Source organism: Pontibacter sp. HSC-36F09 (assembly GCF_024171605.1).
Classification (GTDB): Bacteria; Bacteroidota; Bacteroidia; order Cytophagales; family Hymenobacteraceae; genus Pontibacter.
The window spans coordinates 12,826-36,418 of the sequence record NZ_JALKAA010000004.1 but is presented as its reverse complement, the minus strand read 5'-3'; the positions used below and the strand labels follow the sequence as shown (position 1 = coordinate 36,418).

The following is a 23,593-nucleotide window of genomic DNA, read 5'->3' as shown; positions in this document are numbered from 1 at the left end:
AAATCTTACTTTTTCAAAACTATCTTCTCCACCGCCTCCCGGAAGCGCTGCCCCCGGTGCTCGTAATTGTTGAACAAATCGAAACTGGCGCAAGCCGGTGACAACAGCACCACATCGCCCGGCGTCGACAACAGGCGGCCCATTCGCACGGCATACTCCATCGAAGTGGTTTCCACCACTACCGGCACAATGCGCCCGAATGCCTCTTTTAGCTTGTCGTTGTCTTTGCCCAGACAAACCAGCACTTTCACTTTCTCTTTGGCCAGCCCGGTCAGCACGCTGTAGTCGTTGCCTTTGTCCACACCGCCCGCAATCCAGATGATCGGCTGCTTTATACCTTCCAGGGCATAATAAACGGCTTCCACGTTGGTTGCTTTCGAGTCGTTGATGTAGGTAACCTCCCTCGAAACCGTGATCACCTGCAAGCGGTGCTCGGCGTTTTCGAAGGTCTCCAGCCCCTTTTCAATCTGGCTGTCTTCCATGCCCAGTAGCTTGGCGACCGTCACGGCAGCCATGGTGTTGTACTGGTTGTGCTTGCCGATCAGGGCCGAGCGTGAAGCGTCAATGTCGCCTTCGAAGAACCTGATGTTTACTTTAACATGTGTTCCTTCACATAGTACTTTCGCACCTGTCGCTGCTTGGAGCGAGAATGGGATTGTGGTTCCGCCAAAAGCCGCAGAATCGAACGCATTATGGATAATATCATCATCGTTGTTGTAGATAAAATAGTCCGCGCCGCTCATATTCTGCGCAATGCGCATCTTAGAGGCGGCGTACTTGTTTAAGTCATAGCCATACCGGTCTAAGTGGTCTGGCGTAATATTTAACAGTACTCCAATATGTGCTTTGAACTGGTACATGTTGTCGAGCTGAAAACTGCTCAGTTCCACCACATAATACTCGTGTTTATTGTCAATCACCTTCTCAGCCAGACTCTCGCCGATGTTACCGGCCAGTCCCACGTTTATACCCGCACTCTTGAGCAAGTGGTAAGTCAGCAAGGTCGTCGTGGTCTTGCCGTTGGTGCCCGTGATGCAGATGAACTTCGCATCGGTATACCTGCCGGCAAACTCGATCTCTGAGATAACCGGAATCCCACGCTTGATCGCCTCCTGAATGATGGCTGCCTTCTCCGGTATACCCGGGCTCTTGATGATCTCGGTTGACTCCAAGATACGCTCGAAGGTATGGGTGCCTTCCTCGTAAGGTATAGCCGCTGTTGCGAGTTTGGCTTTGTATACCTCCTTGATATGGCCCATGTCAGACACGAACACATCAAGCCCCTTCGCCTTAGCCAGCAATGCTGCCCCAACGCCACTTTCTCCCGCTCCGAGTATCGCCAGTTTCATCCTTCTTATCGCAGTTTAAGGGTTGCCAATGTCAAGATCGCCAGCATGATGCCCACAATCCAGAAGCGCGAAACGATCTTGGATTCGTGGTAGCCGTTTTTCTGGTAATGGTGATGCAGCGGCGACATCTTAAAGATGCGTCGGCCTTCACCATATTTCTTCTTCGTATACTTGAAGTAGCTCACCTGCAGCATCACCGACAGGTTCTCTACCAGGAAAATGCCGCACAGAATAGGTATAAGCAATTCTTTGCGCACGATCAGGGCCATCACCGCAATGATACCGCCAATTGCCAAACTACCTGTGTCGCCCATAAACACCTGCGCCGGGTATGAGTTATACCACAGAAAGCCCACACAGGCTCCCACAAAGGCCAGCGCAAAAATGGTCAGTTCACCTGAGTTCGGGATGAACATGATATCGAGGTAGTCCGCGAAAATGGTGTTACCGGATATCCATGCAAAAATCGCCAGCGTGAGGCCGATGATGGCCGACGTACCCGCTGCCAGACCGTCGATGCCATCGGTGATGTTAGCACCGTTGGATACGGCCGTGATCACCAGGATCACGAATGGGATGTATAGGTAGCACGACCAGCCTGCGAAAAGCGGACCCGCGAAAGAGAACAGATTGCAGTAGTCGAGCTCGTTGTTTTTGCGGAAAGGAATGGTTGTGATCATGGATTTGATGTCCACCCATTTGCTCGTGGCGTTCACGGCGGAGGTAGAGCCATCGGTGAAAATGTACTGTCTTACGACAACATCGTCACTAAAGTATAGGGTCAAACCCACAATAATTCCTAAGCCAATCTGACCCAGCACCTTAAATTTTCCAGCAAGTCCCTCTTTGTTCTTTTTGAACACTTTAATATAGTCATCCAGAAAGCCGATCAGACCAAGCCATAACGTCGAAACGATCATCAACAGGATGTAAATATTGTCCAGACGGGCGAACAAAAGGGTTGGTACCAGGATAGCCAACAGGATGATCAGACCGCCCATGGTTGGGGTCCCTTTCTTCTCCATCTGGCCTTCCAGACCCAGGTCGCGGATGCTCTCGCCTACTTGTTTGCGCTGCAGCATTTTGATCAAGCGGCCGCCAAAAATCATTGCAATAAGTAGTGAAGTAAGCGTTGCCATACCTGCCCTGAACGAGATGTATTGAAATACACCCGCCCCCAAAAGGTCGTATTCACGGTCAAGGTATGTAAAGAGATGGTAGAGCATTTAATCTAGCGTCTGTTCGTTTTTCTGTTGTTTTCTATAGCTTATTTACCAAGCTGTTGCATGGTCTCCTGCAGCACCTGTTTATCGTCGAATGGGTATTTTACGCCCTTTATTTCCTGATAAGTCTCGTGGCCTTTGCCAGCTACCAAAATGATGTCCTCTTTGCCGGCCAGCATGCAGGCCGTGCGAATCGCCTCTCTCCTGTCCAGCACGCTCAGCGTTTTCTTGAAGTCCAGCGGTTTCACGCCTTTCTGCATGTCTTCCAGTATCGCCTGCGGCTCTTCAAAGCGCGGATTGTCCGATGTCAGGATCACTTTGTCGCTCAGGCGGCAGGCAATGTCAGCCATCACCGGGCGCTTCGTTGCGTCGCGGTTACCGCCACAGCCAACTACTGTTATCACCGTTTGCAGTGGTGTGCGGATTTGCTGAATTGTGTTCAGCACATTCTCCAGCGCATCCGGGGTATGGGCATAGTCCACTATACCTGTGATTTGTTCCGTCTCCGACACGATGTAGTCGAAGCGACCCGCTGCCGTATTCAGGCTCGAGAGCACAGTAAGGGCTTCTACAGGATCTTCATTAAGCAACACCGCCACGCCATAGGCCCCCAAGAGGTTGTAAGCATTGAATGCCCCGATCAACTTCGCCCAGATTTCATGACCATCTATCTCCAGGTGCAGTCCCTGCAACGTGTTGTCGATCAGGCGTGCTTTGAAGTCGGTTATCTTGCGGAGTGAGAAGTAGCGCACGTCGGCTTTGGTGTTCTGCACCATCACCGGACCGCGCTTGTCGTCGGCGTTGATCAAGGCAAAGGCACCGGCCGGCAGCATATCAAAGAAAGATTTCTTCGCCTTGATGTATTCGTCGAAGGTGCCGTGGTAGTCCAGGTGATCGTGCGTGATGTTGGTGAACACACCACCGGCAAACGTTATACCTGACACACGTTGCTGCACCATAGCATGCGAACTCACCTCCATAAAGGCGTAAGCGCAACCTGCCTTCACCATGCTGTCAAGCAGCGCATTCAGGGACACGGCATCGGGTGTGGTATGCGTCGACGGGATCACCTCCTCATCGATCTGGTTCTGCACCGTGGAGATCATGCCCACATGGTAGCCCAGTTCACGGAACAGCTTGTGCAGCAAAGTCACCGAAGTGGTCTTGCCATTAGTACCCGTTACGCCCACCAGTTTCAGTTTCCTGGATGGATGGTCGTAAAAAGCAGAAGCCATCAAGCCCAAGGCCTGACCGCTATTATTTACTCGGATATAAGTAACATCTCCGGCCAATTCCGCAGGCAGTTCTTCGCACACAATGGCAACGGCTTTCGCCTCCGAAGCTTTCGCCATGAAGTCGTGTCCGTCTACCTGCACCCCGCGCATGGCCACAAACAGCACCCCTTCGCGTACCTGGCGCGAGTCGAACGTGATCGACTCAACCATTACGTCAAGTGGGCCGTGGCTTTCCAGCACGGTTATGTCTTTCAATATGTCCTGGAGTAGCTGCATTAGCTCAGTACAATTGTAATTTTAGTCTCTTTATTAATTTCAGTGCCCGCCTGCACCGACTGCTTCACAACACGCTTGCCCATCCCTTCCACACTCACTTTCAGGTGCTGGTTGCCCAGGATGAAGAGCGCGTCGCGCAGCGTCATGCCCGTTACGTCCGGTACCTGTCCGCCCCTTATCGTGTGTGGCTCAAATTTCAGCGAGCGCATTTGCGGCGTCACGCGTACCCACTCGTCGTCATTAGTAGCTGTGGAGTGGTTGCTGATACCGATCTTATTCAGAATTAGGCTCAGGTCATCGAAACTGCCGGCTTTCACTTGTGGCAGGCTGTCTTTGTTTGGTACCACTCGAGCGCGCAGTGGCTGGTGCATGGCCAGGTCACGGGCGTAGGCCTTGTCAGCCACTTCCTTAAACACCGGCGCGGCTACGTCGCCACCGTACACGTTCACCCCTCTCGGGCTGTCGATGATCACAATGCAGCTGTACTTCGGGTTGTCGGCAGGGAAATAACCTGCAAACGAAGTGGAGTACAGTCTCACATACTTGCCGTCTTTCACTTTCCGGGCAGTTCCGGTTTTGCCGGCCACTTTATAGTCAGCATTTTTAAGATTTTTAGCAGTACCGTTCTGCACTACGCCTTCCAGCATCGTGCGCACCTTTTTGATTGTCTCTTCCGATGCAATGCGCTCGTTCAGTACGCGCGTCTGAAAGGTCTGTACCACTTGGTCAGCGCGACGAATCTCCTTCACGATGATCGGTTGCACCTTCACACCGTTGTTTGCCACGGCATTGTAAAGCGCCAGTGTCTGGAGCGGGGCCAGCTTCATCTCGTAGCCGATAGACATGGAGGTGAGCGTAGTACCATACCATGTTTTGTCGCTGGTGTTCTTAATATATGGCCTTGCTTCGCCGTCCATCTGGAAACCCAGCGTGCTGCTCAGACCGAACTTGTGCAGGTAGTCCACAAAAGCCTGCTGGTTGTCTCCAAAGTTTTCCTGTATCAGTTTCGCTATGCCGATGTTAGACGATTTTTCAAAGACATCCTGTATCGAAATCTTTCCGTATCCGCCGATTTTCACGTCGGTCATGGTCGTGTTCTTAATGCGGTACCTGCCGTCGCCGGCATCCACTGTGTCAGCCAGTCCGAGGTTAGTATGCTCGAACAGGGCCATCATCGAGGCCAGCTTAAACGTGGAGCCTGGCTCTGTACGTCCTTGGTTACCAACAGCGTAATTATAGTCTTCAATGTAACCTCCCTTGGTTTTACCCAAGTTGGCCATTGCCTTGATCTCACCTGTCTTCACCTCCATCAGGATGACGCAACCGTAGTCGGCGTTCTTCTCCACCAAAGCCTTATAAAGGGCATTTTCCGCCACGTCCTGCAGGTTGATATCGATGGTCGTTTTGATGTCGTAGCCGTTCTGCGGCGCCACTTCAGTACCGTCGTAGATCGGTTTGTTACCGCCCGCTATACGCTCAAAAAGGGCCTCCCCGTCGGTGCCCGCCAGATCGCCGTTGAAGCTGTACTCCAGGCCGGCGCCGTTTTTATCCTCATTAATAAAACCGATCGTACGTTCGGCCAGCATCCCGAAAGGCTTGAAGCGCTTCTCTACTTTCTCGAAGATCACGCCGCCCTTGTTCTTGCCCGCCCGGAAGATCGGCCAGCTCGCCATTAGTTTCTTCTCCTGGTAGTTGATCTGGCGGCTGTTGAGTCGTATATACCTTCTGCCGGCATGCCGCGCATTTTTGATCTTGCGGCGGTAGTATTCCGGCGACTCGTCTTTGTAGAAGCGTGACAGCAGCATGGCCAGCGAATCTATACCTGTGTTGAAGGTCTCTGCCTGGGCAATGGCCGGATCGAAGGCCACGCGGTAAAATGGCAGCGACGTGGCCAATATGCTCTCGTTGTCGGAGTAGATATTGCCACGGGTAGCCGGTACCGGTTGATAGCGGATGCGGCGTTCCTTCGAGATCTGTTTCCACTTGGTACCGTCCAGCACCTGTATCTGTACGATTTTGTACATGATAGCACAGGCAAAAAGACATACCAGCAAAAACACGATCCGTACACGCAGTACGATAGACTTTTTAATATTCATCTTCCGCAACTTCTACTTGATAAGGTGGAGATGAACTTTCAACCAGGCCCAGCGGTGCCACGTTGCGCGCCACTTCAGACTGCTTGCTGGCGCCCATATAATCTGACTTCAGGGTGGTATAGTCCGCCCGTAAGTCTTCTGTTTCTACTTTGATTTTGGCAATTTTGCGGATGGTCTTCTCGGCGTAGTGGGTGTTGCCGATGTAGAAGAGCGTTATACCTGTCAGGAAAAGTACGTGCGGCAGGTACTTGGTCGGCACGCCTTCCTGAAACAGAAAATCAACATTGGTGTATTTGTCCAGCCACTTGAACAGGCTGAACCCCTTCTTTTTAGCCTTTACCTCCGGCTTTGCCTTTGCCTCCTCCTCGTGCTTCACGCGCAGCGTGTTGCCTTTGGGTGCGGCAGCTGTCTTAGTCATAAGGTTAGGAGCCATAGTTAAGTTTGGGTTACGACACTGTTGTTAAATCTCTTTCCACATTCGCTATCTCTTCTCTGCGATTCTTAGTTTGGCGCTGCGTGAGCGGCTGTTTTCAAGCAATTCCTGTTCGGAGGCTGTTATCGGCTTGCGACTGACGGCGTCGAGTGGTTTTTTCTCGTTGCCGAACAGGTCCTTTTCCACTTCCCCAAAGAATTTGCCCTTGGCGATGAAGTTCTTCACCAGCCGGTCTTCGAGCGAGTGGTAGGACATGACCACCAGTCGTCCGCCCGGCTTGAGCACTTCGGCCGCCTGCTCCAGCATTTCCTCGAGCGCCTTCAGCTCGTCGTTCACTTCGATACGAAGCGCCTGAAACACTTGCGCCAGGTACTTATTCTCCTTCCCGCGCGGGGTGCAGGAGCTGATGGCTTTTTTAAACTCCCCGATCGTCTCGATCGGTTGGCGCGCGCGTTGCGACACGATCACACCGGCCAGCGTCTTGGCGTTTTTCACTTCGCCGTATATGCCGAAGATCTTGTGCAGCTGCTCCTGGCTATAGGTGTTCACTACCTCGCTTGCCGGTATACCTGACTCCGGGTCCATGCGCATGTCAAGCGGACCGTCGAAACGGGTCGAGAAACCGCGCTCGGCTTCGTCGAACTGGTGCGATGACACGCCCAGGTCCGCCAGAATGCCGTCCACTTCTTTGACTTTGTACAGGCGCAGGTACTTTTTCAGATCCCGGAAGTTGGCGCGCACAAACGTGAAAGCCGGACTGTCGATCTTCTTCGACTGTTCCTCCGCGTCGCGGTCCTGGTCAAACGAGTAAAGCTGACCGGTCGTCAGCTTGCTGGCGATTACCCTAGAGTGACCGCCGCCTCCAAACGTCACATCCACATACACGCCATCTGGTTTGATTTCCAGCGCGTCGATGCATTCCTGCAACATGACTGGTCTGTGGTACTCCATTAAATCAAAGGCTCTGCAGCCGGTTTATCTCCTAAAAACTTCTCGGCCAGTTGCGAGAAACTCTGCTGGTCCTTGATCAGGAAATCTTCATACCTGTCCGGGTTCCAGATCTCGACACGGTTGCCAAGGCCCACCACAATCGCTTCCTTCTCCAGATCGGCGAAGCGGGCCATGGTGCGGGGAACGATAAAGCGGCCCGTGCCGTCCAGCTCGATCTCCGTGTTGCCACGGAAAAAGTTGCGCTGAAACTGGCGGTACTCCTCATTAAACTCGTTCAGACCCGCCACCTTGTCGTAGATCGTCTTCCACTCCGATTTCGGGTAGAGCACAAGGCAAGGTTCAAAACCCCTTGTCAGCACAACATGATTGCCCGACGCCTCCGGCAAGTTGGTTTTTATCTTTGCAGGTAAAACCAACCTTCCCTTCGGATCAATCTTGCATTCGTATTCGCCAGACAGGAAGTTCATGTATATGACTGTTGACTCCGTAGAGTTTTCGGAGTATACAAATGTAACGAAACAACAAATGCTCGCAACCACAATCTCCCACTTTTTACCACTTTGTGGATAAATTATGGTTATCCACCCCACTTATCCACATTATCCACATTTCAGACCTTCATTTTGCGGATAAGTTTATTTGCAGGAAATATGCCTTTTCGTTAATATACGAGAGCCCTTATATTACAACTTGCTGAAATACAGTTACTTAAAACTCAAAACAGGTATAGCCGGACCCTGCTCCAAGATGTTTTGAGCAAAAGTGGGACGAAGTGGAGAATGTGGGACAAAGTGGGGCACAATCCCGCGAGTGGATAAAGGTTGTGATAAAAGTGGGGGGATTATCCGTATATTTGTGATGTGAATCAGACCATCCGCCATACGGTTTTACTGCTGCTGACCCTGAGCATTTTGCTCGGCTCATTTGGGGTGGCCCTGAGTGAGCAACTGTGCCTGAGGATGACGACCCCGCAGGAGCAGGACGGCAGTTGCTGCCAAAAGCCTGGTACGCAGAAACATAATGAACAGCAAGGAGATGAAGATGACTGCTGCACAACAGCGTTATCCTTCGAAAAGCTGGAGCCTGTGTCCTCGCTGAAGGGCTTTACACTCGAACTTCCGGTTTTCTTTAAGGTCAATTTCACGCCACTTTTTGCCACCTGGTCACCGGCTGTTGCCACCGACCAGCGCATTCTCACCTATTCCGACAGTTCGCCCCCGCTCTACGGACGCCAATTATTGCATTCCCTACACATCCTGATCGTCTAGATTCTCAGTTTGCCCCTAACCGCACTGCTTTTTATACCTGTGCCTATACCTGCATTCTGAAAATTTAAGCGATTACGATTTATGTATTTCTCTATACCTGCGCAGCAGCTCTACCGCATCTTCAGCACGCTCGCACTCTTTATAAGCATCCTCTACCCTGCCACTGCCCAGCAACTCACAGGCAGAGTGGTCGATAAAACGAACAATTCCCCCTTGATCGGGGCCAGCGCGGTCTGGAAAGGCACCACAAAAGGCACTTCTACAGATGCTGCTGGTAACTTCACGCTGCAACTGGCGGATGCTGCTACACCCCAGATCATAGTCTCATACCTGGGGTATAAGCCGGACACCATAGACGTCAGTGGCAAAACCAGTATCACTGTCGCGCTCACTTCCACCGGCTCTCTCAAAGAAGTCGTGGTAAAGGGACAGCAAACACGCTACTCAGCCCTCACTCCCACCAACTCCCAGATCATTACGACCCGCGACCTGGAGAAATCGGCCTGCTGTAACCTGGCGGAAAGCTTTGAAACAAATGCCTCTGTGGAAGTAACGACGACCGACGCGGTCTCGGGCGCCAAACAGATCCAGATGCTGGGGCTGGACGGTTCCTATACCTTGCTCACCACCGACAACGTGCCTGCCCTGCGCGGCCTGTCTACTCCCTACCGTCTCAATTATCTGTCAGGCACTTATATCGAATCCATCGACATCATCAAAGGGATGGGTTCGGTGCTGAATGGCTATGAATCGATTTCGGGACAGGTAAACGTGAAGCTGCGGGACCCTGAGAAAACAGAACGCCTATACCTGAACCTGTATGGCAACAGCCGGGCCAAGCTCGATGCCAACCTGAACGTGTCGGCGCAGGTGAGCCCGAAGTGGAGCACGCTCCTGATGCTGCACAGCGACCACCTGGGCAACCGCGTGGACCGCAACAAGGACGGGTTCATGGACCTGGCGCTGGGCACGCACCACAACGTGTACAACAAGTGGAAATATGCCCACGGTGATACCTGGGTATCGGAGTTCGGCTTTAATGCCCTGCGCGAAACAAAACTGGGTGGGCAGATGGATTATGTGAAAGGTGAGCCCGTGAGCCCGACGCAGCATTATGGCACCGAATCCGAGACCGAGCGCCTGTCTTTCTTTAACAAGACCTCCTATACCTTCCCAGGGAGGCCATACCAGAGCCTGGGCTTCATCACCTCGGGCGTGCACCATAAGTTCAACTCACTTTATGGCCGCAGGCAGTACAACGGGGAGCAGAACACCGGTGATTTGCGTTTCATTTTCCAGTCCATCATCGGGCACACGGGCCATACCTATAAAGTAGGCGCCAGTTTTTTGTACGATGACTATACCGAGCTATTGGAGCAAACCAGGTTGGCTCGCACCGAACGGGTTCCGGGCATTTTCGCAGAATACATTTTCAGTAATGCTGACAACCTGACCATCGTGGCCGGCGCACGAACTGATTTTCACAACCTGTACGGCACTGTGTTCACCCCGCGCCTGAACGTGAAGTATGACCTCACGCCCAACACCATTTTCCGGGTCGCGACAGGCAAAGGCTTCCGGGTAGCTAACCCGATTTCGGAGAACACGGCGGCTTTGGTTAGCAACCGTGCCTTTACGTTCCGGGAGGCGCTGGAGCCGGAGAAAGCCTGGAATGTGGGCGGATCCTTTACACAGTACTTCGACTTGGGCGGTCGCCCTGGCGCTTTCATCACCGACTACTACTATACCACGTTCCAAAACCAGGTGGTGGCCGACATGTACAGCAGTGCCAACCAGGTGGAGTTCTACAACCTGCAAGGTCGCTCCTTCTCGCGCAGTTTTCAGGCAGAGTTGCAGTACGAGGTACTGAAGGGCTTTGACGTGAAGACGGCTTATAAGTACTTCGATGTACAGACCACCTATAACGGTGTTTTGCAGCAGCGCCCCATGATCCCACAACACCGCTTTTTTGTGAACCTCGGCTTTGCAACACCCTTCGACAAGTGGCGTGCCGACCTGACCACGCAGTTTTTCGGGCAAATGCCGCTGGCTTACATGGAAGGCCACGGTGGGAAAGCGGACGTCCGTAAATCGGATGCTTTCTATACCTTGAACGGGCAGGTATCGCGGGCTTTCAAGCGCTGGGGAATTTATGTGGGTGGCGAAAACCTGTTGAACTTCAGACAGCCAGATGCTATTTTAGGAGCTGATAACCCCTTCGGTCCGACCTTCGATGCCAGTATGGTATGGGGACCGATCACCGGCAGGGTAATTTATGCAGGTATACGCTTTAAGATTGAGTAGCGGCACATCATTTGCACAGCTCCAACAGCTTTAAAAGAGAAAAATCATTATCATACATTAACATTCACCAATAATAAATATCCTTATGAAAATCTTCAGAAACCTCAGTTTAGTATTTGTGATGTTCTTTGCCACGCTCGGCGCACAGGCTCAGAGTGGCAACGAGAAAACAATCCAAATCAAGACGTCAGCCGTGTGCGACATGTGCAAAAAGAGCCTGGAAAAAGCGATGGCTTACGAGAAAGGCGTTAAAAAATCGAACCTGGATGTGGATTCAAAAATGCTGACAGTGTCCTTTGATCCTAAAAAAACCAACGAAGACAAGATCCGCAAGGCGGTGAACGACACCGGCTACGATGCAGACGACAAGCCCGCTACGCCGCGAGCCTACAACAAGCTGGACGATTGCTGCCGCAAGGAAGCCGGCGCGCACTAGGGCTCTTTGAGACAAAGGATTTTCCTAACAAAGGACAAAAGAGCGCACCTTCTCTTTAATCCCCGAAGTCTACAAAAGATGAAAAGGCCTGCTCCTGCACTGCCAGAAGTAGGCCTTTTCTATACTTAAAGTCTTTTGTCCTTCGTCTAATGGCCCATTGTCAAAATCCTTCAGGATTTCGCTTTATACAACTGCCACCACGGCAGGTAGGGCTTGTCGTGGTGCTCGTAGTGGTAGCCGAAGAAGTAACAACTCACAAAGGCCCAGAAGTGATTCTTGGACTGCGTGCCGGACTTATGCCGGTTATCAGGAGCGTGTTCGCCACGGTGTGGCAGGTAGGTACCGAAATAGAATAGCTGGAACGTAGCGAGTATGGCAGGCACCATCCAGAACATCACCACATTCTCAAGCGGAAAAAAAAGCTGGAGCACATTATAGGTAATGGCCATCAGCACGATTTGCCACCAGGTAATATAGTTTTTCAGAAAGCTGTAGTACCAGGGCCAGAAGGAACCATGATGGTAATCCGGGTCCTCTTCAGTGGCTACATGCCTGTGATGCTGGTGATGTTTCGGCAAAAGCCTCGGGTACCAATTGTAAGCAAAGAGAAAAGCGGTAACGGTACCGATAAAGCGATTCAGTTTTGGTCGGCCGGGAGCGACCACGCCGTGCATGGCATCGTGTGCAGTAATAAAAAGCCCGGTATACAGGTGCATCTGCAGCAACAGAAACAGGTAAGGCAGTGGCGTGGCGAAATCAACCGGGAAGCGCAGCAGGTATACGAGCAGGCCAAACCAGCACGCCATAATGATGGCGGCGATGGCTATACCTCTGTTATCTCGTTTGATCGTCTTCGCCATAGTTTTTTGACAAGAGATATTTTGACAAAGGACGGGATTAATTACCAATTTCGTGTGATGGTTACCTCAGCCGTCTATCCCGTGCTATACCTGCATTTGCCAGGTTGGATTCGCCTGTACTACTAAAACTTTGAGCTTTAACTATACCTGTTTTACTTGCGGCTATACCTTGTTTGTGGTAGCTAAGCTATACCTGACTAAACGGTTCCCCGCAGCAATAAATCGCGCACTTCCTCCATCAGCCACATCGGTGTAGAAGTAGCGCCGCAGATTCCCACTTTGTCGTCGTCGGCAAACCACTCAGATTGAATTTCCTCTACTTTCGACACAAAGTATGTGGCCGGATTAGTGTCTTTGCATACCTGGTAAAGCACTTTTCCATTACTAGACTTGGTGCCCGACACGAAGATAATCTTATCGAACTGGGCCGCAAACTTGCGCAGGTCTTTGTCGCGGTTGGATACCTGCCGGCAGATGGTGTCGTTGGCATCTACTTCGTAGCCTTTTTGCTCGAGCGTGTCTTTGATATTGTAGAAGTTGTTAGTGCTTTTGGTGGTCTGGCTGTAGAGCGTGATTTTTGACGGCAACTCGTGCTGCATCAACTCATCCAGATTTTCGAACACCACTGCCTTGTTGCTTGTCTGCCCCAGAAGGCCCATCACTTCGGCGTGCCCGTGCTTACCATAAATAAAGATGCGCTCGTCTTTGTCGTAGGATGTCTTGATGCGATTCTGCAGCTTGAGCACCACCGGACAGGAAGCGTCTATCAAGGTCAGGTTATTCTGCAGGGCCATGTGATAGGTGGCAGGTGGTTCGCCGTGGGCGCGAATTAGTACGGCTTCATCGCGCAGCTCCCGTAGTTGGTCATGGTCGATGATGCGCAGGCCACGCTTCTGCAGCCGCTCCACCTCCACGTCGTTGTGCACGATATCGCCCAGGCAATAGAGATACCCCTGCTCGTCGAGTAGGTCTTCGGCCATTTGAATGGCATAGACCACGCCGAAGCAAAAGCCTGAGTTAGAATCGATGGTGACTTGAAGGTTTCGCATATACCTTTATACAGCCAAGCGTTGATATTGTTTAACAGCAAAATGCTGTTTTAGGCCTTCGTAAATCGAAATCGTGAGCAAAAGCATCAGCATGGAGTACATAGAGTCCTCCGCAGGTATAGACACGATGCGCAGATTCAGGTTGTGGCTGTTGTTATACCAGACAATGGGCAGGTAGGTGAGCACACCGTTCACCAGCAAAAACGGCACCAGGTGCACGAGGTAAGCCAGATAGAAGCGTCCCAGCTTTTGGGTGTTGAAATAGTAGTAGTGGGCGCCCAGCATGGCCGCCAGCAAAGTAAAGGTGATGGAGGTATAGAGTTTCTCGAGATTAAAAACCGCCAGGAGCAAGAGCACAGGTATAAGCACAAAGGTGATGCCCTTGGCATAAGGCTGCAACAAGTCTTTGGTGATGTAGGCGTTCAGGCACTCGTAAATAAAGACGCAAGCGTAAGGCACCGTGATAAAGAAAAGCACTTCTTCGAGCGGCAAATTGAAGAGATAGATACCCACCAGATACTCGGGATTAAAGCCCCATATACCTGCCTGCGTGAAAAGTTCATCCCAGATCATGAACAGCGCCGCGTTGATCAGGATGGCCGGCCACAGGTATGGCCAGTTCTTATAAAAAGCCACTTTTTTGTCGAAAGAGAGCAGCAGCGGGAACAGGATGGTGAAAATGTTCAGGTATAGGTATAGCGGCATCAGGGTTTAAATCGGTATGCGTTTGAGTCTTTGTTTTTCTTGTTCGGTGCAATGATCTTTGGTCAGCATAAAAGCACGGATGTCGCGAGCCATCTCGTTAGACAAGCCGGATTTCGGGTGACGTTCCAGACCGGCGATAATTTTGGCTTTGTCGGCTTCGAGGTTCTTGCTCAGGTTGAGGTAGCGCGGCACATAATGCTCTACCGTGAAGCGCAAAAACCGTATTTCGGGACTAGAAGCATCCAGCTGCACTGCCTCTTCAAATATCTCAGAAGACTGCTGCAAATGCTTCATCTTCATGTAAGGGTTCCAGACGTGCTTGGCCATTATCGCCTCTGACACTGCCTTGTAGGCCAGCACCACAGGATTGTTGTCCTCGTACTCGCTCATCAGCTTATAAAAATCACGGCCGGCCTTGCTGTCTTTGCTGGCCTCCAGAAACTGCACACGCAGTACGGACAATTTGTAATCTTTGGATTTATCAGCCAGCGCTGTAAAACTTAAAAACAGGAAAACGAAAAGTATTGGTAAGCTATTCTTCACGTGGTTAAATGGCGTTTAGTTGGTACCTGACATAGGAGCCCAAAAGTAAGGCAAACTTTGTGTTATCAGGTACTCTTACGCGCTCATTTAAGATATGGGTTGCCGGTAGCCCTTTGATTTTCCGGAAAAGCTTCTGGTAATAGACGTAGGCCAGGTATACGCCCATGCGTGCCGAACGGGGCAAAGCGAGTATGCCGGCGTACGCATCCTCAAAATCCTTGGCGATGTCGGCCTCTATCTGCGCTTTGCACACATTGTTAAAGGTATGGATATCCACCGCCGGAAAGTACACCCTGCCACGGTCCTTAAAGTCGCTTTGCATGTCGCGTAAGAAGTTGACTTTCTGGAAGGCCGCCCCCAGGCTGCAGGCCGGTTTCTTCAGCCGCTCAAACTGTTCGTCATCGCCTTCGCAGAATACTTTCAGGCACATCAGGCCCACTACTTCCGCCGAGCCATAGATGTACTCTTTATAAAGGGCCGGGTCATACACGTGATCATCCAGATCCATGGCCATGCTCTTCAGAAACGCCTCAATGTAGGCACGGTCAATTTTATACTCGTTCACCACGCACTGGAAAGCATGCAGCACCGGGTTCAGGCTTATACCTTGCTCAATGGCCTCAAAAGTCTGTTGGCTGAACTGGTCGAGCAATTTCCTTTTATCGAAGTCATGAAAGGTGTCTACAATCTCATCGGCGCAGCGCACAAAACCATAAATCGCATAAATCGGGTCATGAAATTTGCTGTGCAGCGTCTTGATACCGAGCGTAAACGACGTACTGTACGCCTCCGTAATGAGCTTGCTGCATTTCAGGCAGGTGTCTTTAAATAAATCCATAGTATTACTGGGGCGTTAATTGCTCACTGGTAATCGCTGACCCGGCGCCAACGCATAATCCTTCGCTACTTCCTTTGCTACAACCTGCCCCGAAATCAGGGACGGTGGTACACCCGGACCAGGCACCGTTAGTTGACCAGTATAGTACAGGTTCTTCACTTTTTTGCTTTTCAGGCTGGGCTTGAGCAGGGCGGTTTGCATGAGCGTATTTGCCAGGCCATAAGCATTGCCTTTAAAGGCGTTGTAATCGGATATGAAATCGCGGTGGGCGTAACTGCGCTTGTATACCACGGCACTGCGTACTTCCTGTTTGGTCAGGCGCTCGAGGCGGTCCATGATCAGGTCGTAATAGCGCTCCCGCAATTCTTCAGTATCTTCTAAGTCCGGCGCTACTGGCATCAGCACAAACAGGTTCTCACAACCTTCCGGCGCAACACTGGCATCGGTTACTGAAGGCGCCGACACATAGAACAGTGGTTTAGCAGGCCATTTCGGGTCGGTATAAATCTCGTGCGCATGCGGTCCAAAATCCTCATCGAAGAACAGATTATGGTGGCGCAGGTTGTCAAGCTTCTTGCCTATACCTAAGTAGAAAATCAGGCAGGAAGGCGCCATGACCCGCTTGTCCCAGTAGTCGTTTGTATAACTTCGCAAGTCCGGCGCTAACAGATGGCGCTCCACATGATGGTAATCGGCACTGGCCACGACCACATCGGCCTCGAACATACCTGTGGCAGTTCGCACGCGGCGGGCTATACCTTGCTCCACCTCAATCTTCTTCACATCTTGGTTGTACAAAAAGGACACCCCCTTCTCCTCAGCCAGCTGCACCATCCCTTCGATAATCTTATACATGCCCCCCATCGGGTACCACGTTCCGAGGCTGATGTCAGCATAATTCATCAGACTATAAAGTGCCGGGGTATTTTGCGGCAGCGCTCCCAAGAACAGCACCGGAAATTCCATCAGCTTGATAATCTTTTCATGCGAAAAGAAGCGGCGGATATGCGCGTGTATGGACTGAAACACATCCATGCGGAGCACATCCAGCAGCAAGCGCAAACTCATGAATTCACTCACCGAGCGACCGGGTTTGTAAACGAGCTGGTTTATACCTACCTCGTATTTATAAGACGCCTGTTCCAGAAACTTGTCGAGACGGGCGGCACTACCCGGCTCCCATTGCTCAAAGAGTGCCTTCAGTTCGTCAAGCGAAGCAGGCACGTCTACAAAATCAGCTTCGCCAAACACCACAGTATAAGACGGATCGAGCCGCACGAGGTCATAGTAATCAGAAACGGTTTTGCCGAACTTGTTAAAGTAAGACTCAAACACGTCGGGCATCCAGTACCAGCTTGGCCCCATGTCAAAGGTATAGCCTGCCTCTGCAAAACTTCGGGCACGGCCGCCGGGAGTGGCGTTCTTCTCGAGCACCGTAACTTCGTAACCCTGGTCTGCCAGACTGGTGGCGGCCGAAAGTCCCGAAAAGCCGGCACCAATCACGATTACTTTTTTTGACATCATCTAGAAATTTACTAAAAATCCCAGCATTAGTTGTAGTTAGTCGCCATAAACCTGTAGCAACTTCTTCAGTTCCTTGCGGGCAATGTGGATGCGATTCTTCACTGTCCCGATCGGAATGTTCAGTTTTTCAGCTATTTCCAAGTATTTATACCCAATGTAATACATCATAAAGGGCGTGCGATGTTCTTCATTTAATTTGGCAATAGCCGCTTTTATATCACTCATCACAAATGCCGCCGTGCCTTTGTTAACTGTCACAAAGCTGTCGTCTGTGTTTAGGTACTGCAGATACTCTGTGCTGTCAATATTGCTGCTGCGCTTAGTTATCTTGTTGTAGTTGTTGATAAACGTGTTCCGCATGATGGTGTATAGCCATGCTTTCAGGTTAGTGCCGGTGTTGAACTTGTCGCGGTTAGAGAGCGCCTTAAGCAACGTTTCCTGCACCAGATCTTTGGCATCGTCCGCGTTGCGGGTCAGGTTCATAGCTACCGGCTTCAACGAACCAGCTGCCAACTGAATATGATTGGAAAATTCTACTGCCGTCATAATGTTTAATTTTTATCTTTAACAACTAAACAATTATACGGTATATATAAATTTAAGCCAAATTTTGTTTAGCATTTTTTCAATTAAAGTAAACAAACAGCACTGTTTACAAAACTTGGTTATTGAATTTTACCCAACAAAAAAGGCCAAACCCAATCGGATTTGACCTTTATTGTTGAACTATCCCTGCTTCAGGGAGCTGTTTAACTTTTAAATATTTTTTTTCAACACCGCTTCAAAATCGTTGATGCAACTCAGGCGGTGCGTATTTTTTGGGTATTTAAGAAAACTATGCTGCGCCTGGTAGCCATAGAAATAAATACGCGCATCTGGAAAAGTTACTGCCACCCGCTCAATATATTCCTGCACGAGCTCCCGTTCCGGCACTATTGTCAGAACCGTACAAATGATTGCGGGCTTCAATTGCTCGTAGGTTTGCTTCAGATCTTCAAAAGGCAGGTTCTGGCCCAGGTAGATCACCTGATGATGGTGTGCCCGGATTAGGTAGTTCATAAAAAGCAAAGCGATCTCGTGCAGCTCACCTTCCGGCAGGTATAGCAGATAGGTAGGTGTGTCTTCTGTGCGTTTCACCACTTGCCCGTCTATGGCCACGATAAGTTTCTGCCGCACCAGATTGCTCACAAAGTGCTCGTGCGCAGGGCTTATGTTATTGGTTTGCCACAAAATGCCAATCTTATGCAGGAAAGGGTATAGCACCTGTAGCATAGCATCCTGAAAGCCCAGTTGCAAGGTTACAGTGGAGAATGATTTGTCGAACCGCTCCTCGTCCATATCGATCATAGCCGTAACCATGTTGTTGATGTGGTGCGAAAGCGTTGTACTCTCCTGTTCGGCCAGTTGCTGCACTGTCAGCTTTAGCTGTTCGGGGCTCATCCTGGCAATTTTAGATATCTTATACCCTTGCTCGTTCAGGAGTGAGATATTCAGAAGTGTTTTTAAGTCAGCGTCGCTGTAATACCGGATGTTAGTGTCGGTACGCTGGGGACAAAGCACATTGTAGCGCTGTTCCCAGATGCGGATGGTATGAGCTTTGATACCTGAGAGGTGTTCTAGCTCTTTGATGGTGTACTGCGCCACGTCTGTTCCCCTTGTTGTTGTTTTTGTAGAATTGCGTATGCGGACCTAAAATACTTCGGTGCCACCCACAGCATACCATAAGATTCTGAGCCGTCGCGGGCCGTGTGCTTATGATGCATTTTATGCGCTATGTTTAAGGCTTTGAGGTAAACATTAGACGTATTACCAAAAAGCCTGATGCGCCTGTGGATGAAAACATCGTGTATCAGGAAATAAGCCACGCCATACAGTGTAATGCCTGCGCCAATCCAGAACCGATAATCAATGGGCTCGCTGCCGAAAATAAAGAACAGCATGGCGAGGGTTCCATAATAGGCAAAAAACAGGTCATTCCACTCAAAGGCGTGCTTATGATGCGTATGATGAGACTTGTGCAGAAACCACAGAAAACCGTGCAGCACATACTTGTGCATGGCCCAGGCCACGCCTTCCATCGCTACAAAAGTGATTAACATTATTCCAAGCCCCATCAGCATACTCATCCAACAACAAGTTTAACAAATGGTTTTGAAAACTTAACAGAAATCTACCAACTCAGTGACTGTTTATTTAAAAAGGCATCAATACCGCGCTGACAATCCTCACTGCCACGGGCCACGGCGTTCATCTCGGCGGCATATTGCAAGCCCTCTTCCAGCGACATTTCCTGCACACGGGCTATCATCTCTTTGGTCACCTCCATGCTCTGTCGCGAATTTTCTTTGCAAAGCTTTTGGGCGAAGCCAAATACTTTTTCTTCCAGTTCGTCTGCGGGCACCACGTAATTCACCAGACCATATTCCTGTGCCTCGGCAGCCGAGATCAGGTCGCCGGTAAGCAACAGTTGCTTGGCGTGGGCCTCTCCTATTTTGCGTAGCAGAAACACTTTAACAATGGCAGGTATAAAGCCGATCTTCACTTCGGTGTAGCCGAACTTAGCCTCAGGAACCGTAAACGTGAAGTCGCAAATGGAAGCCAGTCCGCAGCCGCCCGCTATGGCATGCCCGTGTACCTGGGCAATCACCACTTTCTTTAAGGTATAGATCTGACGGAAGAGCTCCATCAGGTGGGTGGAGTCGGCAAGGTTGTCGTGGTAGTCGTATTGCTGCAGGCGCTGCAGGTACTCGAGGTCGGCACCGGCACAGAACACCTTGCCCTCGGCACGCAGCACAATTACTTTGCAGGTTTCGTCGTCTTCGGCGGCGGCAAAAGCGCGCTTCAGTTCGGTTACCATTTCAGCATTCAGGGCGTTTCGCTTTTCAGATCTGGTCAGGGTGATATACCCAACACGCTCCTTTACTTCGTAGCGCACGAAATCCATGGTTTGCGTGATAGGTGGTTGTGTTGTGTCAGTCATGGTAATGTCTTCTAAAATTGGTTTTCTTACACCGGCAAGCCGGTATCAGGTATACGCGAGCAAATAGCTAATGCTCGAAAAAGATAAGCAAATTAGGTGAATGTCTCAGCAAAACAGGTACAAAATCTTAGGCAATAGTCGAGTTGTCCTCCACACAGCCTGCGGTCATCAGTTAATCTTCTGTTAGATTTCAAGTAAAGGGAAAAGGTATAGGAGCCGGATATTAACTCAACCCAAGGGCTTAAACTCCGTAAAAATTACTTGCTAACGAACGTTAGGTTGTTTACATTTGTTGTTAGCTATATAAGAAGTATAATTGAGCAGGAAAGAACAGATAGAGCAGACGGCTACGGCCTTATTCAAGAGCAGAGGTTTTTCGGCCACATCCATGCGTGACCTGGCCAACGCCCTGGGTATAGAGGCGGCCAGCATTTACTCGCATATCCGTTCCAAAGAGGAGATTCTGCAGCGGGTATGCTTCCGGATGGCAGAAGAGTTTTTCGGAGCGATTGAAGCGGTAAAAGATGAGGATGCCAGCGCTACTGAGCAACTGAAATGCGCTATTTCAGCGCATGTGCAGGTACTCACCCGCAACACGGAGGCTTCAGCGGTGTTTCTGCAGGAGTGGCGCCACTTGAGTGAGCCTTACCATACCGATTTTTTGGCCCTGCGCGACCGGTATGAAAATTACTTCCGCGAAATCATCCGCCAGGGTATAGCCAGCGGTGAGTTTCAGGTGCCGGACGAGAAGTTTGCCGTGTTGACGATACTCTCAGGCCTGAACTGGATTCATACCTGGTACAAGCCGGAAGGAAAAATGAAACCTGCGGAAATATCCGGAAACCTGTCGGCCATGCTGCTGAATGGTTTAAAGACGAACCTTAACTAGTTTACCTATACCTAACCTTAGCCGGACTGACCACCTTAACAGTCCGGCACTTTTTACTAAACCTTAAAACTGAAAATATTATGTACGGAGGAGGAAACGTTTTTGAAGCTACCAAATTCGACAACCTGCAGACTGAAGACCCTGCAAAGCTGGCTGAGTTTGAAGCGCGTATCGCCCATGGCGAGAAAATTGAGCCGAACGACTGGATGCCTGAGCTCTACCGCAAGCAACTCATTCGTATGATTGAGCAACATGCGCACTCCGAAATAATCGGTGCGCTGCCGGAGGGAACGTGGATTACCCGCGCACCGGGCTTCCGCCGTAAAATGGCCCAAATGGCCAAGGTGCAGGACGAAGTTGGTCACGCACAGTTATTATATAGTGCCGCCGAAACACTGGGCAAAACACGCGAGCAAATGTTGACTGACCTGATCAATGGCAAGAGCAAGTACTCAAACGTGTTTAACTACCCCGCCTATACCTGGGCAGACTCCAACATCATTTCCTGGCTCATTGACGCAGGCGCGATCGTAAACCAAATGGCAAATGCCAAAGGTTCGTACGGTCCTTACTCCCGTGCGCTGGAGCGTATCTGTGCAGAGGAAGCTTTCCACCTGAAGTATGGCCACGACGCTGTAGTGCACATGGCAACCGGCTCACCCAAGCAACGCGAAATGATTCAGGCTGCGCTTAACCGCTGGTGGCCTCCTATTATGACCTTCTTCGGTCCATCGGACAAAATGAGTACACACACCGAAACGCTTATGCGCTGGAAAGTGAAGATGGCCTCTAATGACGAGTGCCGTCAGCAGTTCCTCGACATGTATGTGCCGAAGATCTGGGAACTTGGCCTGACTGTGCCAGACCCGAAACTGAAGAAGAACATGGAAACCGGTCAGTGGGAATATACCGAGCCGGATTGGGATGAGTTCAAACGGGTAATCAACGGGGACGGTCCTTGCAACGCCGAGCGACTTGCCGTGCGCCGTACCGCCGAAGAGCGTGGTGCCTGGGTTCGCAGAGCCCTCCTCAACCCAAAAGCAAAATACGTGAAGCCATTGGCGTAGCCAATAGCAAATTAGAAATTATGAATTAGAAATTGATTTGGAGTATACGCTCTTTGAAAGGCTTGGCTTCATTTCTATTTTCTAATTATTGAATCATAATTAGCGAAGCATGAGCTTAAAATCATTAGACCCGAGAGTAACCCGACTGAACCTGCCGGAAGGCGAGGCGCCCGCTATTGAGCCGAAGCAGGAGCTGGACCAGTTTGAAACATACGAGGCTTTTCATCAGAAAAAAGACGGAGCCGCCCATACCTATGTCGGCCCGGTGCACGCGCCAAACGAAGACGTGGCTTTCCTGTTCGCAAAAGAGCAGTATAGCCGCCGCTTTGCTTGTGTAGGCCTTTGGATTGTCCGCACTGAGCACATTCAGGTGACACCCTATGTAGGCGACCAGGAAAATGTATACGACATGATGCCTGTAGAAGAACCGACTGAGCGCAGCGAAGAAGCTGAGGCTTACGAATTCTTTCACCTCAAGAAACGCGGCAAAGCGCATGCCCATGTAGGTCGCGTAATGGCGACTTCTTACCAGGAAGCACTACAGGAAGCACGAAAACAATTCGGCGAGAAAGGCCCGATTGTAAATGTTTGGGTGATGAAATCGAAGCATGTGCTGCAGTCAGCGGAAGAAGACAAGGACATGTGGACCACTATACCTGAGAAAAAGTACCGCGAAGCCATCGCCTACAAAGTGATGGACAAAATCACAAAGTATAAAGAAGAACACAAAACGACTGCCTCCTAATGAACGAGCTCGCGATAAAAGACCTTTTATACAAACTCGCCGACGACCAACTGATACTTGGCCACCGCAACTCCGAGTGGACCGGCTTCGGCCCCATCCTCGAAGAAGACATTGCCTTCTCGTCGATGGCGCAGGATAAAATCGGCCATAGCCTGGCGTTCTATACCTTGCTACAGGACCTTGGCGAAGCTGACCCGGATACGGTTGCCTTTACACGCAACGCTAACCAATTTCACAACAGCCAGTTGGTAGAGCTGCCAAACGGCGAGTACGACTTCAGTTTGATCCGTCACTTCCTCTACGACAACGCCGAGATCATCCGTTTCGAGATGCTGAGCCAGTCGAGCTACGAACCCATTGCCAAAGTTGCCACCAAGCTGAAAGGCGAAGTGAAATACCACGTGCTGCACGCCAACACCTGGATCAAGAACCTGGGCTCGTCTACAGAAGAAGCCATCCTGCGATTACAGTCCTCTTTGACCGAAGCTATACCTTACGCATTAAGTATGTTTGAGCCATCGAAGTTCGAGCAGGAGTTAATTGAGTCTAGCGTATACGCTGGCGAGGAAGCCGTGAAAGCCGAGTGGTTGAAGCGCATTCAGGCTGTTATTGAAAAGACTGATTTGAAGCTACCAGATCTGCATACGATTGAGCCAAAGTTTGGCGGTCGCCACGGCGAGCACACCGAGCACTTACAGCCGCTTCTCGACGAGATGGCCGAAGTGTTTAAGATAGATCCGACGGCGGAGTGGTAATTGGTTTTAGGACTAAAGACTATTTGACAAAAGCGGTATTGCATTAAAGTAAAGTCATTTGTCT

At 50.5% G+C, this 23,593-nt stretch carries 24 protein-coding genes; 7 read left to right on the top strand and 17 right to left on the bottom strand.

Translation table 11 applies throughout. The features are described from left to right. Positions 1 to 5: 5 nt before the first annotated feature. From murD to mraZ, 7 genes are all read right to left on the bottom strand, one after another. On the bottom strand, positions 6 to 1,349 hold the full coding sequence (gene murD, locus L1278_RS13115; RefSeq protein ID WP_253405154.1) for a UDP-N-acetylmuramoyl-L-alanine--D-glutamate ligase: 1,344 nt from the start codon (positions 1,347 to 1,349) through the stop codon (positions 6 to 8). A gap of 5 nt (positions 1,350 to 1,354) precedes the next feature. Beyond that, positions 1,355 to 2,575, bottom strand: a complete 1,221-nt coding sequence (mraY, locus tag L1278_RS13110; RefSeq protein WP_253405152.1) for a phospho-N-acetylmuramoyl-pentapeptide-transferase — start codon at positions 2,573 to 2,575, stop codon at positions 1,355 to 1,357. A 41-nt stretch (positions 2,576 to 2,616) separates the two neighbouring features. Then, on the bottom strand, positions 2,617 to 4,083 hold the full coding sequence (locus tag L1278_RS13105) for a UDP-N-acetylmuramoyl-L-alanyl-D-glutamate--2,6-diaminopimelate ligase (RefSeq protein WP_253405150.1): 1,467 nt from the start codon (positions 4,081 to 4,083) through the stop codon (positions 2,617 to 2,619). Next, positions 4,083 to 6,182: a penicillin-binding protein gene (locus L1278_RS13100; RefSeq protein WP_253405147.1), complete on the bottom strand. Its 2,100-nt coding sequence runs from the start codon at positions 6,180 to 6,182 to the stop codon at positions 4,083 to 4,085. The genes L1278_RS13105 and L1278_RS13100 overlap by 1 nt, the downstream gene beginning before the upstream one ends. Next, entirely contained in the window at positions 6,172 to 6,600 is a 429-nt protein-coding gene (locus tag L1278_RS13095) for an FtsL-like putative cell division protein (protein WP_371927359.1), read from the bottom strand. The genes L1278_RS13100 and L1278_RS13095 overlap by 11 nt, the downstream gene beginning before the upstream one ends. Before the next feature lie 63 nt (positions 6,601 to 6,663). Continuing rightward, the gene (rsmH, locus tag L1278_RS13090; protein WP_253405143.1) at positions 6,664 to 7,566 is read right to left on the bottom strand and encodes a 16S rRNA (cytosine(1402)-N(4))-methyltransferase RsmH; all 903 of its coding nucleotides are present in this window, start codon (positions 7,564 to 7,566) and stop codon (positions 6,664 to 6,666) included. Further along, positions 7,566 to 8,033 carry a division/cell wall cluster transcriptional repressor MraZ gene (gene mraZ / locus L1278_RS13085; protein ID WP_253405141.1) on the bottom strand — a complete coding sequence of 156 codons (468 nt, stop codon included), beginning with the start codon at positions 8,031 to 8,033 and terminating at the stop codon, positions 7,566 to 7,568. Before mraZ ends, rsmH begins: the two co-directional genes overlap by 1 nt. A gap of 393 nt (positions 8,034 to 8,426) precedes the next feature. Here mraZ and L1278_RS13080 point away from each other — a divergent pair, with 393 nt between their 5' ends. From L1278_RS13080 to L1278_RS13070, 3 genes are all read left to right on the top strand, one after another. Beyond that, the gene (locus L1278_RS13080; RefSeq protein ID WP_253405130.1) at positions 8,427 to 8,834 is read left to right on the top strand and encodes a hypothetical protein; all 408 of its coding nucleotides are present in this window, start codon (positions 8,427 to 8,429) and stop codon (positions 8,832 to 8,834) included. 81 nt (positions 8,835 to 8,915) lie between these two features. After that, positions 8,916 to 11,138 (top strand): TonB-dependent receptor, encoded by a 2,223-nt coding sequence (locus L1278_RS13075; protein WP_253405128.1) that lies wholly within the window; start codon positions 8,916 to 8,918, stop codon positions 11,136 to 11,138. Positions 11,139 to 11,223: 85 nt separating this feature from the next. After that, the gene (locus L1278_RS13070; protein WP_253405126.1) at positions 11,224 to 11,574 is read left to right on the top strand and encodes a heavy-metal-associated domain-containing protein; all 351 of its coding nucleotides are present in this window, start codon (positions 11,224 to 11,226) and stop codon (positions 11,572 to 11,574) included. Positions 11,575 to 11,744: 170 nt separating this feature from the next. On the opposite strand, the gene L1278_RS13065 is transcribed toward L1278_RS13070, so the two are convergent. From L1278_RS13065 to L1278_RS13020, 10 genes are all read right to left on the bottom strand, one after another. Next, positions 11,745 to 12,434 carry a fatty acid desaturase gene (locus tag L1278_RS13065; RefSeq protein WP_253405124.1) on the bottom strand — a complete coding sequence of 230 codons (690 nt, stop codon included), beginning with the start codon at positions 12,432 to 12,434 and terminating at the stop codon, positions 11,745 to 11,747. Between the two features lie 197 nt (positions 12,435 to 12,631). After that, complete coding sequence (locus tag L1278_RS13060) at positions 12,632 to 13,483, bottom strand: 4-hydroxy-3-methylbut-2-enyl diphosphate reductase (RefSeq protein WP_253405122.1); 852 nt, start codon at positions 13,481 to 13,483, stop codon at positions 12,632 to 12,634. A gap of 6 nt (positions 13,484 to 13,489) precedes the next feature. Beyond that, on the bottom strand, positions 13,490 to 14,188 hold the full coding sequence (locus L1278_RS13055; RefSeq protein ID WP_253405120.1) for a lycopene cyclase domain-containing protein: 699 nt from the start codon (positions 14,186 to 14,188) through the stop codon (positions 13,490 to 13,492). A 6-nt stretch (positions 14,189 to 14,194) separates the two neighbouring features. After that, on the bottom strand, positions 14,195 to 14,731 hold the full coding sequence (locus tag L1278_RS13050; protein ID WP_253405117.1) for a hypothetical protein: 537 nt from the start codon (positions 14,729 to 14,731) through the stop codon (positions 14,195 to 14,197). 4 nt (positions 14,732 to 14,735) lie between these two features. Continuing rightward, positions 14,736 to 15,569, bottom strand: coding sequence for a phytoene/squalene synthase family protein (locus L1278_RS13045; RefSeq protein WP_253405115.1), 834 nt, complete (start codon positions 15,567 to 15,569; stop codon positions 14,736 to 14,738). 15 nt (positions 15,570 to 15,584) lie between these two features. Next, the gene (locus L1278_RS13040; protein WP_253405113.1) at positions 15,585 to 17,093 is read right to left on the bottom strand and encodes an NAD(P)/FAD-dependent oxidoreductase; all 1,509 of its coding nucleotides are present in this window, start codon (positions 17,091 to 17,093) and stop codon (positions 15,585 to 15,587) included. Positions 17,094 to 17,129: 36 nt separating this feature from the next. Then, positions 17,130 to 17,639 carry an RNA polymerase sigma factor gene (locus L1278_RS13035; protein WP_220626958.1) on the bottom strand — a complete coding sequence of 170 codons (510 nt, stop codon included), beginning with the start codon at positions 17,637 to 17,639 and terminating at the stop codon, positions 17,130 to 17,132. Between the two features lie 210 nt (positions 17,640 to 17,849). Continuing rightward, positions 17,850 to 18,737: a MerR family transcriptional regulator gene (locus L1278_RS13030; protein ID WP_220626957.1), complete on the bottom strand. Its 888-nt coding sequence runs from the start codon at positions 18,735 to 18,737 to the stop codon at positions 17,850 to 17,852. Next, a complete protein-coding gene (locus L1278_RS13025) occupies positions 18,710 to 19,219 on the bottom strand; it encodes a fatty acid hydroxylase (protein ID WP_220626956.1) in 510 nt (169 codons plus the stop codon). The genes L1278_RS13030 and L1278_RS13025 overlap by 28 nt, the downstream gene beginning before the upstream one ends. Before the next feature lie 44 nt (positions 19,220 to 19,263). Further along, positions 19,264 to 20,037: an enoyl-CoA hydratase/isomerase family protein gene (locus L1278_RS13020; protein ID WP_220626992.1), complete on the bottom strand. Its 774-nt coding sequence runs from the start codon at positions 20,035 to 20,037 to the stop codon at positions 19,264 to 19,266. A 352-nt stretch (positions 20,038 to 20,389) separates the two neighbouring features. Between L1278_RS13020 and L1278_RS13015 the strand changes: the two genes are divergently transcribed. The 4 genes from L1278_RS13015 to paaC all read left to right on the top strand — a co-directional run bounded on the left by L1278_RS13015 (position 20,390) and on the right by paaC (position 23,529). After that, positions 20,390 to 20,962, top strand: coding sequence for a TetR/AcrR family transcriptional regulator (locus L1278_RS13015; RefSeq protein ID WP_253405111.1), 573 nt, complete (start codon positions 20,390 to 20,392; stop codon positions 20,960 to 20,962). Between the two features lie 80 nt (positions 20,963 to 21,042). Next, complete coding sequence (paaA, locus tag L1278_RS13010) at positions 21,043 to 22,029, top strand: 1,2-phenylacetyl-CoA epoxidase subunit PaaA (RefSeq protein ID WP_253405109.1); 987 nt, start codon at positions 21,043 to 21,045, stop codon at positions 22,027 to 22,029. Positions 22,030 to 22,138: 109 nt separating this feature from the next. Then, positions 22,139 to 22,774, top strand: coding sequence for a phenylacetic acid degradation b (locus L1278_RS13005; RefSeq protein WP_253405107.1), 636 nt, complete (start codon positions 22,139 to 22,141; stop codon positions 22,772 to 22,774). Then, the gene (gene paaC, locus L1278_RS13000) at positions 22,774 to 23,529 is read left to right on the top strand and encodes a 1,2-phenylacetyl-CoA epoxidase subunit PaaC (protein WP_253405105.1); all 756 of its coding nucleotides are present in this window, start codon (positions 22,774 to 22,776) and stop codon (positions 23,527 to 23,529) included. The genes L1278_RS13005 and paaC overlap by 1 nt, the downstream gene beginning before the upstream one ends. Positions 23,530 to 23,593 lie beyond the last annotated feature (64 nt).

Bases quoted from the DNA above. Each gene is read 5' to 3' on its own strand.
- murD (WP_253405154.1), bottom strand. From the start codon at position 1,349: ATGAAACTGGCGATACTCGGAGCGGGAGAAAGTGGCGTTGGGGCAGCA.
- mraY (WP_253405152.1), bottom strand. From the start codon at position 2,575: ATGCTCTACCATCTCTTTACATACCTTGACCGTGAATACGACCTTTTG.
- L1278_RS13105 (WP_253405150.1), bottom strand. From the start codon at position 4,083: ATGCAGCTACTCCAGGACATATTGAAAGACATAACCGTGCTGGAAAGC.
- L1278_RS13100 (WP_253405147.1), bottom strand. From the start codon at position 6,182: ATGAATATTAAAAAGTCTATCGTACTGCGTGTACGGATCGTGTTTTTG.
- L1278_RS13095 (WP_371927359.1), bottom strand. From the start codon at position 6,600: ATGACTAAGACAGCTGCCGCACCCAAAGGCAACACGCTGCGCGTGAAG.
- rsmH (WP_253405143.1), bottom strand. From the start codon at position 7,566: ATGGAGTACCACAGACCAGTCATGTTGCAGGAATGCATCGACGCGCTG.
- mraZ (WP_253405141.1), bottom strand. From the start codon at position 8,033: ATGAACTTCCTGTCTGGCGAATACGAATGCAAGATTGATCCGAAGGGA.
- L1278_RS13075 (WP_253405128.1), top strand. From the start codon at position 8,916: ATGTATTTCTCTATACCTGCGCAGCAGCTCTACCGCATCTTCAGCACG.
- L1278_RS13070 (WP_253405126.1), top strand. From the start codon at position 11,224: ATGAAAATCTTCAGAAACCTCAGTTTAGTATTTGTGATGTTCTTTGCC.
- L1278_RS13065 (WP_253405124.1), bottom strand. From the start codon at position 12,434: ATGGCGAAGACGATCAAACGAGATAACAGAGGTATAGCCATCGCCGCC.
- L1278_RS13060 (WP_253405122.1), bottom strand. From the start codon at position 13,483: ATGCGAAACCTTCAAGTCACCATCGATTCTAACTCAGGCTTTTGCTTC.
- L1278_RS13055 (WP_253405120.1), bottom strand. From the start codon at position 14,188: ATGCCGCTATACCTATACCTGAACATTTTCACCATCCTGTTCCCGCTG.
- L1278_RS13045 (WP_253405115.1), bottom strand. From the start codon at position 15,569: ATGGATTTATTTAAAGACACCTGCCTGAAATGCAGCAAGCTCATTACG.
- L1278_RS13040 (WP_253405113.1), bottom strand. From the start codon at position 17,093: ATGATGTCAAAAAAAGTAATCGTGATTGGTGCCGGCTTTTCGGGACTT.
- L1278_RS13035 (WP_220626958.1), bottom strand. From the start codon at position 17,639: ATGACGGCAGTAGAATTTTCCAATCATATTCAGTTGGCAGCTGGTTCG.
- L1278_RS13025 (WP_220626956.1), bottom strand. From the start codon at position 19,219: ATGAGTATGCTGATGGGGCTTGGAATAATGTTAATCACTTTTGTAGCG.
- L1278_RS13020 (WP_220626992.1), bottom strand. From the start codon at position 20,037: ATGGATTTCGTGCGCTACGAAGTAAAGGAGCGTGTTGGGTATATCACC.
- paaA (WP_253405109.1), top strand. From the start codon at position 21,043: ATGTACGGAGGAGGAAACGTTTTTGAAGCTACCAAATTCGACAACCTG.
- L1278_RS13005 (WP_253405107.1), top strand. From the start codon at position 22,139: ATGAGCTTAAAATCATTAGACCCGAGAGTAACCCGACTGAACCTGCCG.
- paaC (WP_253405105.1), top strand. From the start codon at position 22,774: ATGAACGAGCTCGCGATAAAAGACCTTTTATACAAACTCGCCGACGAC.